Source organism: Streptomyces jeddahensis, assembly GCF_001642995.1.
GTDB lineage: Bacteria > Actinomycetota > Actinomycetes > Streptomycetales > Streptomycetaceae > Streptomyces > Streptomyces jeddahensis.
This window is the reverse complement of record NZ_LOHS01000141.1, coordinates 1-12,651: the sequence shown is the minus strand read 5'-3', so window position 1 is coordinate 12,651 and position 12,651 is coordinate 1. Positions and strand designations below refer to the sequence as shown.

The 12,651-nt window shown below is 70.3% G+C and carries 15 protein-coding genes; 9 read left to right on the top strand and 6 right to left on the bottom strand.

What is annotated here, in order from left to right; all coding sequences use genetic code 11:
* Window positions 1–6: 6 nt before the first annotated feature.
* Window positions 7–942 (bottom strand): M56 family metallopeptidase, encoded by a 936-nt coding sequence (locus tag STSP_RS30270; RefSeq protein ID WP_067284202.1) that lies wholly within the window; start codon window positions 940–942, stop codon window positions 7–9.
* Between the two features lie 95 nt (window positions 943–1,037).
* Window positions 1,038–1,586, bottom strand: coding sequence for a DUF5134 domain-containing protein (locus tag STSP_RS30265; protein ID WP_067284201.1), 549 nt, complete (start codon window positions 1,584–1,586; stop codon window positions 1,038–1,040).
* 164 nt (window positions 1,587–1,750) lie between these two features.
* Here STSP_RS30265 and STSP_RS30260 point away from each other — a divergent pair, with 164 nt between their 5' ends.
* The gene (locus STSP_RS30260; RefSeq protein WP_067284200.1) at window positions 1,751–3,418 is read left to right on the top strand and encodes an FUSC family protein; all 1,668 of its coding nucleotides are present in this window, start codon (window positions 1,751–1,753) and stop codon (window positions 3,416–3,418) included.
* Complete coding sequence (locus STSP_RS30255) at window positions 3,415–3,945, top strand: MarR family winged helix-turn-helix transcriptional regulator (RefSeq protein ID WP_067284199.1); 531 nt, start codon at window positions 3,415–3,417, stop codon at window positions 3,943–3,945. The genes STSP_RS30260 and STSP_RS30255 overlap by 4 nt, the downstream gene beginning before the upstream one ends.
* Before the next feature lie 75 nt (window positions 3,946–4,020).
* Here the strand turns inward: STSP_RS30255 and STSP_RS30250 are convergent, their stop codons facing one another.
* Window positions 4,021–4,413 carry a VOC family protein gene (locus STSP_RS30250; protein ID WP_067284198.1) on the bottom strand — a complete coding sequence of 131 codons (393 nt, stop codon included), beginning with the start codon at window positions 4,411–4,413 and terminating at the stop codon, window positions 4,021–4,023.
* Window positions 4,414–4,483: 70 nt separating this feature from the next.
* On the opposite strand from STSP_RS30250, the gene STSP_RS30245 reads away from it, so the two are divergent.
* On the top strand, window positions 4,484–5,035 hold the full coding sequence (locus tag STSP_RS30245; protein WP_067284197.1) for a GNAT family N-acetyltransferase: 552 nt from the start codon (window positions 4,484–4,486) through the stop codon (window positions 5,033–5,035).
* A gap of 3 nt (window positions 5,036–5,038) precedes the next feature.
* Here STSP_RS30245 and STSP_RS30240 read toward each other — a convergent pair whose 3' ends face one another.
* Together STSP_RS30240 and STSP_RS40855 are read right to left on the bottom strand one after the other, a co-directional pair.
* The gene (locus tag STSP_RS30240; protein ID WP_078067622.1) at window positions 5,039–5,722 is read right to left on the bottom strand and encodes a glycerophosphodiester phosphodiesterase; all 684 of its coding nucleotides are present in this window, start codon (window positions 5,720–5,722) and stop codon (window positions 5,039–5,041) included.
* 117 nt (window positions 5,723–5,839) lie between these two features.
* The gene (locus tag STSP_RS40855; protein ID WP_269801062.1) at window positions 5,840–5,965 is read right to left on the bottom strand and encodes a hypothetical protein; all 126 of its coding nucleotides are present in this window, start codon (window positions 5,963–5,965) and stop codon (window positions 5,840–5,842) included.
* Window positions 5,966–6,303: 338 nt separating this feature from the next.
* On the opposite strand from STSP_RS40855, the gene STSP_RS30235 reads away from it, so the two are divergent.
* The 4 genes from STSP_RS30235 (at window position 6,304) to STSP_RS30220 (ending at window position 10,230) form a co-directional block, all read left to right on the top strand.
* The gene (locus STSP_RS30235; protein WP_067284195.1) at window positions 6,304–7,701 is read left to right on the top strand and encodes a DUF6421 family protein; all 1,398 of its coding nucleotides are present in this window, start codon (window positions 6,304–6,306) and stop codon (window positions 7,699–7,701) included.
* A gap of 38 nt (window positions 7,702–7,739) precedes the next feature.
* Complete coding sequence (locus STSP_RS30230; RefSeq protein WP_067284194.1) at window positions 7,740–8,486, top strand: SDR family NAD(P)-dependent oxidoreductase; 747 nt, start codon at window positions 7,740–7,742, stop codon at window positions 8,484–8,486.
* Window positions 8,483–9,553, top strand: coding sequence for a threonine aldolase family protein (locus STSP_RS30225; protein ID WP_067284193.1), 1,071 nt, complete (start codon window positions 8,483–8,485; stop codon window positions 9,551–9,553). Before STSP_RS30230 ends, STSP_RS30225 begins: the two co-directional genes overlap by 4 nt.
* A gap of 83 nt (window positions 9,554–9,636) precedes the next feature.
* Window positions 9,637–10,230 carry a transglutaminase domain-containing protein gene (locus tag STSP_RS30220; RefSeq protein ID WP_067284192.1) on the top strand — a complete coding sequence of 198 codons (594 nt, stop codon included), beginning with the start codon at window positions 9,637–9,639 and terminating at the stop codon, window positions 10,228–10,230.
* 110 nt (window positions 10,231–10,340) lie between these two features.
* Here STSP_RS30220 and STSP_RS30215 read toward each other — a convergent pair whose 3' ends face one another.
* Window positions 10,341–11,069, bottom strand: a complete 729-nt coding sequence (locus STSP_RS30215; protein WP_067284191.1) for a lysophospholipid acyltransferase family protein — start codon at window positions 11,067–11,069, stop codon at window positions 10,341–10,343.
* A gap of 269 nt (window positions 11,070–11,338) precedes the next feature.
* Between STSP_RS30215 and STSP_RS30210 the strand changes: the two genes are divergently transcribed.
* Window positions 11,339–11,695, top strand: a complete 357-nt coding sequence (locus tag STSP_RS30210; protein ID WP_107441438.1) for a TlpA family protein disulfide reductase — start codon at window positions 11,339–11,341, stop codon at window positions 11,693–11,695.
* A gap of 197 nt (window positions 11,696–11,892) precedes the next feature.
* Entirely contained in the window at window positions 11,893–12,399 is a 507-nt protein-coding gene (locus tag STSP_RS30205; RefSeq protein ID WP_067284189.1) for a flavin reductase family protein, read from the top strand.
* The last annotated feature ends 252 nt before the right edge of the window (window positions 12,400–12,651 follow it).

Sequence of the window (12,651 nt, the reverse complement as noted above, 5' to 3'; positions counted from 1 at the left end):
CCCGTGTCATCTCAGGGCGTGCAGGCCGGGCACGAACGCCACCAGCAGCGGCACGACGGGCACCAGCGCGGCGGCCGCGGTCAGCTGCAGCCGACGTCCCGCGGTGAGCCGTGCCGGGGGAGCGAGCAACCGGTGCACCCGCTGTGGTACATGGGCCTGCGGAGTGGGGCACGGGCCGAAAACGCCCCGGTCCTCGTTGAGTTCGACCAGGGCCAGCGCGATGGTCAGGCGCCCGAAGCGGCGCGAGGCGACGTCGTCGGCCGCCAGTTCGACCAGCCGGTGCATCTCGTACCGGAAGGCCGCGAAGACCGGCACCTGCGGAAAGCCGTTGGCCAGCGCGGCAGAGCAGTGCAGCAGCCAGTCGTGCCGGGCCTGCGCATGTCCCTGCTCGTGGGCGAGGACGGCATCCAGCTGGCGCCCCTTCAACCGGCGCAACGCCGCCGTGGTGATGACCAGCTGGGGTGCCGCACCCGGTAGCCACCAGGCGTCGGGGCGCTCACCCTCCAGCACCACGAGCCGGTCGCTGCCCGGCTCCTCGCCGGGCAGCAGCGGTGCACGCACGAGCAGTTCGGCCCGCCGCTTCCTGCGCCGGGCCCGGGCGCGGGCGATCTCGCGGGTCAGCATGGCCGCGGTCCACACGCCACCGCCGGCCAGCAGCACGGCGGTCGCCGCGGCCCAGGGCTCCGAGACGCCCAGCGTGTACGCGGCCACGACCGAGTTCGGCGCCGGGGCGAACACATGGCCGCGCACCGCCTGCCAGGCGGCAGCGGCACTGAGCGTCATCGACAGGGCGCAGCAGAGAAGGACGGCCGCCACGACGCACTGCCACACCCACAGGGCGACCACCGGTTCGCGCTCCGCCCAGTCGGACCGGGCGAGCAGCCTCGGGGCGATGACGGCGGTCAGGGTGCCGAGCAGCAGCAGTGCCGCGGGGACCATCATGGGGGCCAGCCTATGCAGGGGGCGGTGCCCGAGGTAATGGACGGTCGCCGCAAGTGACGTATGCCACGGGCGGAGACGGGCCTCACCGGTTTCGTTCAGAGCGTCAGCAGCATCGCCACCATGGCGATCCCCATCGACAGCCGGCACGCCCGGGCCAGCTCCGGCCGGTCGCCCCACGCGGCACCACGACCTCCGTGGCCGGCGGCCGCCGCAGGAACGAGCCGGGCGCCCGCCCACAGCACGTACACGGCGAAGTAGAGCAGTAGCGCGCCCGTGAGCAGCGGAACGCCCGCCCCGCCATGACCGGCGTGCCCCTCGGGCGCCGCCGCCATCACCGCTGCCATGTAGGCCATCGCGAACGCACCCACGAGGTGATGCAGATGGTGCGGGCTCATCCGCGCCTCCCACAGGGCGTGCAGCGCCGCGGCGCCGAACACGGCCGCGTAGAGGAGCCACGTCCAGGGCGGCGGGGTCAGTACGGCGGCGGGCACGCTCATCAGCGCCATACCGAAGCCCATGAGCGCCTCGCCGCCGGCCGCGCGGCGCTGATCCTCGACGCCGCTGCGCATGCGGAGCAGACAGTACGCCCCGGCCGCCGCACACAGCGCGACGAGCAGCCAGCCGGACGTTGCCGGTCCGTGCACGGCGTACCTCCCCCGCTCGGCGATGTCGGCGAGTAGATGCCCTGAGGCAGTGGGGGCGCATGCGAGCGCACAGGTGTATCCAGGGAGCACTCGGACATACACGGATTGTCCCTCGGATCACTTCCAAATATTTTTCTAGTAAAACACTTGCTAAGCTCGTCTCCATGAGCACCGCAACCTCCCACCCCCCGCTACGGCGCATCCACCGGCTGCCGCTTACCGGCGTCCTGCGCCTGGGCACGTCGCCCGACATCTGGTTCAAGCGGTCCTGGAGCGTCGCGATCTCGGCGGCGATACCGGTCCTGACCCTGCTGGCGCTCGACCGGCTCGACCTCGCGATGTACACGATGGCCGGATCGTTCTGTGCTCTCTACGCGCACGACCGCCCCTACGCGGTACGCGCGCGTGCCCTCTTCTGGGTCGTCGTCGGCATGGGCGGGGGCCTCGCCGTCGCCCTGGTCACCGCCTCGCTCACGAGTTCCGCGGTGGTGCTGGTCACGGTCGGCGCGGTGCTCGCCGCCGTGCAGAAGATCCTCTGCGACGCCACGCGGCTCGGCCCGCCCGGCAACGTGATCTTCACGTTCGTCTCCTCCGCGGCGCTGTTCGCGCCGCAGACGCTGGGGCAGGTGCCCGGTCACGTTGCGCTCGCTCTCGGTGCCGGTGTCGTCTCCTGGCTGATCGGCATGGCCCCCGCCCTGGTCCGGCCGCACGGTCCCGAGCGCCGCGCCACCGCCCACGCGCTGAACGCCGCGGCCGCCTATGCCGACACGAAGGGCACCGGCCCCGGCCAGGAACGCGCGCGGAGCGCCGGCGCCGCCGCCGTTCACGCGGCCTGGGAGTCCCTCATGGCCACCGGCGAGCGCACCGCGGCGCGGCGCGCCCTCGAACTCCTCGTCGTCCGCGCCGAGGTCGCCCTGGCCGCTCCCACGGCCACCGACGCGGGACAGCTGCGCGCCTGGGCCAAGAGCCTGCGCGGCAGCGGATCCGTACCCCGCCCGCCCGTCATGGTCGGCGCCGCGGACGAACTGCTCGGCGTCGACGCCGAAGCCGCCGGCGCGAAGCCCTCGCTGTGGCACCGCATCGGCCCCGGCTCGCCGCTGCTGCCCATCGCCCTGCGCTGCGCCATCGGCTGCGCTGTCGCCGGATACGTGTCCCTGGCGCTCGGCATCGGCCGCCCCTACTGGGCCATCGTCACCGCCGCCTCGCTGTACCAGGCCAATGTCACGCTGACCTGGAAGCGAGGCGTGCAGCGCGTCGTCGGCAATCTCGTCGGAGTGCTGCTGTTCGCGCTGATCGTGCCGGTCGCGCACCTTGGACCTGCGGCTCTTGTCGTCTGCTTCCTGGTCGTCGGCTGGATCGTCGAGTGGCTGATGGGCCGCAACTACTGGCTGGGCAGCGCCTTTGTGACGCCCATGGCGCTGCTCATCACGGAGTTCGGGCAGGTGCAGCAGACGGGCGAGCTGGTCTCCGACCGCGTCGTGGACACGCTGGTCGGGGCCCTGTTCGGCATGATCGCCGCCATCGCGGTCACCAACCGGCGCGCCGGCGACCGTATCGAGCGGGCCCTGGTGGCCGCCGACCGCGCCCGCGAACACGCCCAGCGCACCCTGGCCGACCCGCACCCCGCACCCGGCGCCCTGGAGGCGGCCCGCCGCGGGCTCGTCGCCGCCGTCGTCGCCCTGCGCGACGCGGCCGACGCCGCCGCAGGAGAATGGTGGCAGCGCGCGCTGCCCATGGAGCAGGTGGTCCTCGCCGAGCAGGCGGGACATCGCACGCTCGCCGCGTTGGTACGACGGCAGGGCCTGCACGCATCGGAAGGTGCACGGACATGACGACAGCGAACGGCCGGACGGAGGCCGACGACACCGTCGCCGTCGTGGTGCGGCAGTGGCAGGCGGTCCACCCCGGCGCCGACACCGGACCCATGGAGATCATCGGCCGCATCAACCGCTGTGCGGCGCTGCTGCAGCAGGCCGAGGACGCGCCGCTGCGCCGGGCCGGACTCACCCGCCCCGAGTTCGACCTGCTCGGCGCCCTGCGCCGCACGGGCCGCGATCTGACGCCGGGCGGGCTCGCCCGCGAGACCTTCTCCTCCGGTGCCGCCGTCACCAAGCGCCTCAAGCAGCTGCAGGAGCGCGGTCTCGTCGAGCGGCACGGTGACGCCCGCGACCGCCGCGTCGCCCATGTGACGCTCACGGACGCGGGTCGCGACCTGGTCGACTCCGTCCTGCCCGTGCAGCTCGGCTACGAGAAGGACGTCCTCTCCGGCCTCGACCCCGCCGACCAGCGGGAGCTGAGCAACCGCCTGGGAGGGCTGCTCCGCCGCCTGGAGGGAACGCTGGGCGGCCCCCGCCCCTGAGCCTGAGGCCCGGCGCCACGCCGGAAGCCACTGGACGTGAAGCCGCTGGTCCGGGAGCCGAGCGGTCCCGAACGGTCAGATGCCCGGACGGTAGCGGATCGGGTGATCCGCGGGCACTTCGACGATGCAGATCCGGATGCCGTCGGGGTCGGCGATCCACATCTCGATCAGCCCCCAGGGCTCCTTCTGCGGCGGCCGCAGCACCTCCACGCCGCGCTGCCTGAGCTCGTCGTGGGCGCCAGCAGCGTCCGCGACCTGGAGCCACAACTCCATACCCGGCGGCGGCGGGATCTCGGAGCGGCCCGAGACCTCGAGGAATCCGCCGCCGAGGAAGTAGACCGTGCCGCGCTCGGGCCCCGTGCCGAACTCGCGGTAGACCCCCAGGCCCAGCTTCTCGCCGTAGAAAACCCGTGAACGATCGGGATCCGTCGGCCGCAGCAGGATCCTGCTGCTCAGTACATGCACCATGCAGCCGCACCTTAGCCTCGCGTTAGGCTCATCGAGGCCCGAGCCGCACCAGAGATCGGAGAACCGCCCCATGGAGACCGCCCCGCGCCCCGACACCGGCGACCTCGCCTTCAGGGAAGCCACCGACGCCGACGTGGACGCGCTCGTCGCGCTCATCGAGTCGGCGTACCGCGGGGACTCCAGCCGGGTCGGCTGGACCACCGAGGCGGACATTCTCGAAGGCCAGCGCACCGATCCCGAAGGCGTGCTGGCCGTCATCAAGTCTCCCGACAGCCGGCTGCTGACCGTCGAGCGCGACGGCGCGATCATCGCCTGCTGCCAGCTGGAGCACCGGGGTTCGAGCGCTTACTTCGGGATGTTCGCCGTCCGGCCCGACCTGCAGGGCGGCGGCCTGGGCAAGGTGATCATCGCCGAGGCGGAGCGGACCGTGCGCGAGGAGTGGGGCGCGACCGAGATGCAGATGACGGTGATCACGGTGCGCGAGGACCTCATCGCCTGGTACGAGCGGCGCGGCTACCGCCGTACGGGTGAGATGACGCCCTTCCCGTACGGCGACGAGCGCTTCGGCATCCCCCAGCGCTCCGACCTACAGTTCGAACTGTTGGTCAAGCCGCTCGGGTGACCCTCACGCGGTGAACCGCCCCGTGCGCTTGATCTCGGGGTAGTCGGTGGTCGCCCCGTCCAGCTCGAGCGCGCGCACCAGCCGCAGGTGCTCCTGGGTGTTCACGACCCAGCCGATGATCCTGTGGTCCGCCTTGCGGGCACGCTCCACGATCTCCAGCGTGAGGCGGCGGATGTTGAGTACGAGGGCGGCGGCGCCGACCGCCGTCGCCCGGTCCACGACCTCGGTGCCGTAGCGGCTGGCGACGAGCGCCGTCCGTACGCCCGGGACGAGACGGGAGATCTCGGCGATCGCCTCGTCGTGGAACGACAGGACCTCGACCCGGGACACGAGATCGCGCCGGTGCATGACCTCGGCGAGCGCCCGCGCCGCCGCGATGTCCTTGATCTCGGCCTGCAGCGGCGCCTCGACGGCATCGAGGACCTCTTCGAAGACCGGGATGCGCTCGCCGCCGCCCGCGTCCAGGGCGCGCAGCTCGCCGAGGGTCTTCTCGGCGATCGGGCCCTTGCCGTCGGTCGTACGGTCCACGTCGGCGTCGTGCATCACGACGAGCGCGCCGTCCTTGCTGAGATGCAGATCGAGTTCGATCACGTCCAGGCCCGCGCGTTCCGCGGCGATGAAGGAACGCAGGGTGTTCTCGGGCTCGACACCCATGACTCCGCGATGACCGATGGTGAGGAGGTTCAAGGTGGACTCCGCTTCCGTCGACGGCGGCTCGGCTCCCGCGCGGCTCCGGGCCCCCGCTCCATCGCAATGCGGAATCGCAGCTCGCAGTGGGGGAACGCCGCGCGGCCAGATCGCAGCCTAACGGCCCGCCTCCGCGATGGAACCGCTCCGACGCGGGTCCGTGGAAGCGTTCGCTCTGGTGCCGACGATCCCCAGGACGATGGCGGTGATGGCGGCGGCGACGAGGACGGTGCGGGTGCTCATGACTGCCGGGCTCCAAACGGTGTGAGGGGAGAGACGCGGCCTGTCCTACCGGCCGCCGCCCCGCCACCGCGAGCCCCCTCACCCCTGGGTGGGCGCGCCCCGACGAGGGTTGACGGCTGCCGGGTGCGCTGCGCACCCGAGGGCGGGCCTCCGCGATGACCGGCACAGAGATCGTTCCGTCGAATATGTCACAAATCGACTCCCATGTACGGGCGTGACAGAAAAAACGTCGGTGTTGAGGCAGTGATACCGAAGGATCTCCGGCGCCCTCGCCTTGTGGGGCCAAGCGCTTCAACATAAGGTGTGCCTACGCAAGGTTCTCCCGTGGAGGATGGGTTATGACGGAAATTCTTGTGCAGGCGGTCGTGGAGGAGCAGGATCCTCCTATGGGCAGGGTGGTGGAGCACCCGGCGTGGCCCGTGCTCAAGGATGCCGTGGAAGAGATACGTCCGTGGCAGGCCAAGGACGGCTCGATCGACTTCGGCGCCGAGGGCGCCCCCGCGAAGGGCGTCGCCGAACTCGCCGTCGACCGCGTGGTGTCCGCCATCGAGCAGCTCGCCCCGCTGCTGCCGCACGACGCCGCCTACCACCACGCCCTGGTGAAGGATCTGCGCCGCTGGGCCGAGGGCGGCTTCCAGGTCCCGGACTTCCTCGACTCGCTGCTCGCCTTCCAGCCGGCCGCGCACCGCGAGGACGGGCTGCAGCATCTAGTCGTCTTCCCGATGTACACGCAGAACGGCAACCCGGACCGCAACCTCGAGGCGGTCGTGCTGCGCATGGTGTGGCCGGACTGGCTCGCCGAGCTGGAGCGCACGCGCTACGACAACCCGCTGTTCTGCGGCATCACCTTCGAGGACTTCACCTCGGGCTACGACACGAACTCCGCGGTGCTCTTCCCGGAGACCATCGCCGTACGCGAGGCGCCCGAGCGGTTCAGCTGGGGCGGCATCTTCTGCGACCGAGAGGCGGCTCGTTTCCGCCGCGTCACCGCCGCCGCCGTCGACATACTCGGCCTCGACCTGCCCGGCGATATCCGTGACATGGTCGCCGACCAAGACCGCTGCCAGCAGGCGTTCGTCCTCTGGGACATGGTCCACGACCGCACCCACAGCCACGGCGATCTGCCCTTCGACCCGTTCATGATCAAGCAGCGCCAGCCGTTCTGGATGTACGGCCTGGAGGAGCTGCGCTGCGACCTCACCGCCTTCAAGGAGGCCGTGAAGCTGGAGGCCGACGGCTTCCCGCAGGGCCGCGACGTGCAGTACGCGGTGCTGTTCGACCGCATGTTCCGCTTCCCGGTGACGGGTGAGCGCGTACGCAACTACGACGGGCTCGGCGGCCAGCTGCTCTTCGCGTACCTGCACAAGCACGATGTGGTGCGCTGGACGGACAACAAGCTGAGCATCGACTGGGACCGTGCCCCACAGGTCACCAACCAGCTGTGCGCGGAGATCGAGAAGCTCTACCGCGACGGCATCGACCGGCCGAAGCTGGTCCACTGGTTCGCCGGATACGAGCTGGTCTCCCGCTACCTCGCCCCGCACCCGGGATCCCGCTGGGCCAAGGGCCCCGACGCCCTCGACCTGACGCAGCCGCCGCGCAAACTCGTCGATGAGGTGCTTCCGGACGAGTTTCCGCTCAGCATGTTCTATGAGGCGCTCTCCAAGAAGCTGAAGGACGTGATCGCCTCCACCAAGGGCATCACGGCGGACAGCGCCGAGCGGGTCGCCGCGTGAGCGATCACGTCCACACCACTGCTCAGGAGGCGAGGATCATGGGGAACGGCGCTCTCAGCGGTGCGGTGATCGCGGTGGCCGGTGCGGGCGGACCCGCCGGGCGTGCGGCGCTGCTGCGGCTCGCCGAGGCGGGGGCCACCGTCGTCGGCTCGGACAACGACCCGGAGCGGCTGGCCGAGGCCGTGGACGCGGCACGCTACGCGCACGGCGGCGCCTCCGTGGTCGGGGACACGGTCGACCTGCTCGACCTGGGCGCCACCCGCGACTGGGCCACCCGCATCGAGAAGGACTTCGGCCGCGTCGACGGGCTCGTGCACCTCGTCGGCGGCTGGCGCGGCAGCGAGACGTTCACCAGGACGAGCCTCGACGACTGGGATTTCCTCGAGTTGCTGCTCATCCGCACCGTGCAGCACACGTCCCTGGCCTTCCACGAGGCACTGCAGCGCAGCGACCGCGGCCGGTACATCCTGATCAGTGCCGCGGGCGCGAGCATGCCCACCGCGGGCAACGCCGCCTACGCCGCGGCCAAGGCCGCCGCCGAGGCGTGGACACTGGCCATGGCGGACTTCTTCCGCAAGGCCGGGGGCCCCGAGGGGCCCACGTCGGCGGCTGCGATCCTGGTGGTGAAGGCGCTGGTGCACGACGCCATGCGCGCCGAGAAACCCAACGCGAAGTTCGCGGGCTTCACAGACGTCAAGGAGCTGGCCGAGGCCATCACCGGGCTCTGGGAGAGGCCCGCCCAGGAAGTGAACGGACAGCGTCTGTGGCTCACCGAGAAGCCGTGAACCCTCCGAAGACCGACGCCCGGCGCCACCACGACCCCGAAATCCGCGGTTTCGCCAGCGACAACTACGCGGGCGCCCACCCCGAGGTCCTCGCCGCGATCGCCCTCGCCAACGGCGGTCACCAGATCTCCTACGGCGAGGACGACTACACGGCGCATCTTCAGCAGGTCATCCGGGGACACTTCGGTGCGACCGCCGAGGCCTTCCCGGTCTTCAACGGCACCGGCGCGAACGTCGTGGCGCTCCAGGCGGTTACCGACCGCTGGGGCGCGGTGATCTGCGCCGAGAGCGCGCACATCAACGTCGACGAGTGCGGAGCGCCCGAGCGTGTCGGCGGCCTGAAGCTGCTCACCGTGCCCACGCCCGACGGCAAGCTCACGCCCGAGCTGATCGACCGGCAGGCGTACGGCTGGGACGACGAGCACCGCGCCATGCCGCAGGTCGTCTCTATCACGCAGAACACCGAACTCGGCACCGTCTACACGGTCGACGAGATCCGCGCGATCTGCGAGCACGCGCACGCCCACGGCATGAAAGTGCACCTCGACGGGTCGCGGATAGCCAACGCCGCCGCGTCGCTGAACGTCCCCATGAGGGCGTTCACGAACGCGGTCGGCGTCGACATCCTGTCCCTCGGCGGCACCAAGAACGGCGCGCTGTTCGGCGAGGCGGTCGTCGTCATCAACCAGGACGCGGTCAGCCACATGAAGCATCTGCGCAAGCTGTCGATGCAGCTCGCCTCGAAGATGCGTTTCGTGTCGGTGCAGTTGGAGGCACTGCTCGCCAAGGACCTGTGGCTGCGCAACGCCCGCCACGCCAACGAGATGGCGCAGCGCCTCGCCGAGGGCGTCCGTGCCGTGCACGGCGTGGAGATCCTCTATCCGGTGCAGGCGAACGCGGTCTTCGCACGGCTTCCGCACGACGTCAGCGCGCGGCTGCAGAAGCGCTACCGCTTCTACTTCTGGGACGAGGCCGCGGGCGACGTCCGCTGGATGTGCTCCTTCGACACGACCGAGGACGACGTCGACGGGTTCGTGGCGGCGCTGAAGGAGGAGATGGCGCGTTAGACGGCGCCCACGTTGTGCATAGATATGCGGTCGACCGAAAAGTAATTGACTCTCGGTCGACCGTATTCCTATGCTCTACGGGCATGGAGCTGATCCAGGAGAACCCCGACCTATCGGCCTATTTGGCCGCTGATGACGCTATCGACCACCATCATGCGCTGGTGCGCGAGACGGCCGCGCGCATCGCCGAGGGCGCGGCAGACTCGTATGCCTATGCGCAAGCTGCGTTCGAGTTCGTGCGCGACGCGATCCCGCACTCCGCCGACAGTGGCGACATCCGCGTCACCTGGCGTGCCTCGGACGTCCTGGGGCAGCGCACCGGAATCTGCTACGCCAAGGCCCACGCGCTGGCCGCGCTCCTGCGGGCCGAGGACATCCCCACCGCACTCTGCTACCAGCGGTTGCTGCACGACGACGGCAGTGCGCACTGTGTGCACGGACTGGTCGCCGTGCGGTTCCGCGGTGCATGGCACCGTCAGGATCCACGCGGCAACAAGCCGGGGGTCGACGCCCAGTTCTCACTCGACGGTGAGCGCCTCGCTTTCGCTCCCGACCCGAAGTCCCATGAGACGGACTATCCCGTGCTGTACGCCGAACCTCACCCAGCCGTGCTGCGCGCCCTCCAGGGCGCCTCCGACCGTGAGCACCTGTGGAAGACCCTCCCCACCGCACTTTGAGGGGGCACGGCAGGCGATGTCGCGGCGGGGGCTGAACCGGCCGAGCTGCTCGAGAAGTTCAGCCCCGGAGCGCGGCTCACTCTCCACGCCCCGGCATTCTCAGGCGCCGGTCAGTGCGCCTCGGCGGCCTTCACCTCGGCGGGCGTCGGAGCCGTACCGCCGAGGTGGGCCGGCAGCCACCAGGTGTCGTCCGGGCCCTTCGGGCGCACGGGGTAGGCGCGCTGCGCGGCCTCGAGGAGCTCCTGGACCCGGTCGCGCAGCCGCCGCGTGATCGCGCCCGCGTACTGGTCGCGGGGGGCCTCCACCGCCTCGCCGACCCGGATAGTGATCGGGATGTGGTCGCGCTTGAAGTTGCGCGGGCGGCCCTTGGTCCACAGGCGCTGCGTACCCCACACGGCCATCGGGATGATCGGCACCCCGGCCTCCTGGGCCAGGCGTGCGGCACCGGACTTGAAGCTCTTCAGCGTGAACGACTGCGAGATGGTCGCCTCGGGGAACACCCCGATGATCTCGCCCGACCGCAGCGAGTCGAGCGCGTGTGCGTACGCGTGCTCACCCTGCTTGCGGTCCACGGGGATGTGCTTCATCGCGCGCATCAGCGGTCCGGACACCTTGTGCCGGAACACCGACTCCTTCGCCATGAAGCGCACCAGACGCTGCTGCGGCCGCGCCGCCAGGCCGTTGAAGACGAAGTCCAGGTACCCGATGTGGTTGCTGACCAGCACCGCACCGCCCGAGCGCGGAATGTTCTCCGACCCCTGGCAGTCGATCTTCAGGTCCAGGGCCTTGAACAGCGTGAGTGCGGCACCGATGACCGGACGGTAGACAAGCTCTGCCATGCGTGGGGAGGACCCTTCGTCTCTGCCTGGGGAGGGGGCTGCTCCCGGCGATTAAGTTACGCAGCCGTAGGTTTTCGGCTTTGCGCCGATCGTGCCCCAAGAACGAACGAGTAGCCAGTCCTGGCTCCCCTGAAGCGCGAGATCCTCGTCACGTTGGAGTAAACGAACGGATACGCAAAGGCCGCTGAACCGGGAATCTTTGACACCCGGCGGACGCTGACAACGGGAAGACGAACAGGGCGTTGCTGCACCGACGACGTGCACAGGGCATGACCGACGAGCGGAGCAGGAGGACGAGAGTGCGCGGACGGGACGGAGGCCGCCGGCTCGGGACGGCGGAGCTGGGCGGCGAGTTGGGCGAGCGGGCGACGCTCGTTCAGTTCTCCAGCGCCTTCTGCCAGCCCTGCCGGGCCACGCGCCGCGTGCTTTCCGACGTCGCCGGACTCGTCCCCGGCGTCCGGCACCTCGACATCGACGCCGAGGACCATCTGGACCTCGTACGGGAGTTGGACATCGTCCGAACGCCCACGGTGCTGGTCCTCGACGCGGAGGGGCACATCGTGCGCCGGGCGACCGGTCAGCCGCGCAAGGCCGACGTGATCGCAGCGCTCGGGGAGGCCGTCTGACGCATGGTGAGCAGGCTCCCAGATACCGGAACAGGCTTGACTGCAACGGCCATCTATCATCAGCCTGACTCTCATGCCCCCGGAACTCCTTCTTCACGAGCGCGTCGATGTGGATCTCGCCCGCAATGCGAGCGCCCGCTGTCCCGGCCGCTGAACAGTCGCCGACCCGCTCGCACCACCGACAGAAGGACCGCTCCATGACGGCCACTCCCGGCCTCGGCAATCCCCAGCTCGCATCCCCGGACCTGCTGCGCTCCGTCTTCCGGCAGCATGCCGCCGGAGTGGCGGTGATCACCGCGCAGGGCTGCCGCCCCGTCGGCTTCACCGCCACCTCGCTCACCTCCGTCTCCGCGGAGCCCCCGGTCATCTCGTTCGGCGTCGGCCTCGGTTCCTCCAGCTGGCCGGTGCTCGCCGAGTCCGAGCACGTCGGCGTGCACATACTCGGCGAGCATCAGCAGGAGTTGGCCGCCACCTTCGCCCGCAGCGGCGCCGAGCGCTTCGGCGCGCCCACCCGCTGGTACGAGGGACCACATGGCGTGCCCGTACTCGAGGGCGTCCTCGCCTGGCTCGTCTGCCGGGTCGTCGCCCGGGTGCCGGCCGGTGATCACCGCATTGTCCTGGCCGAGGCGGTGGTCGGCGACCCCTCGGGCGCGGGACGCCCGCTCCTGTACCACCAGGGGCGCTTCAACGCGCTGCGCGACTGAGAGATCGCGGTTACACAGCGTTGCGAAGGTCACAGTTCAAAGCGCTTGCTTAGTGGGCAGGTACCGAGTGTACTGACGAGTAATATTTCGTTCGGAGCGCGGGCCGCCACGAGCGGAATCTGCCGCTTCAGGCGCCTATGCTGCCTGCAACAAGGCAGCCCAGTTATGTCGATGCAGTAGGAGAGCCGGCGTGAGCTTGAGGATCGTTGTCTGTGTGAAGTACGTGCCCGACGCCACCGGCGACCGGCACTT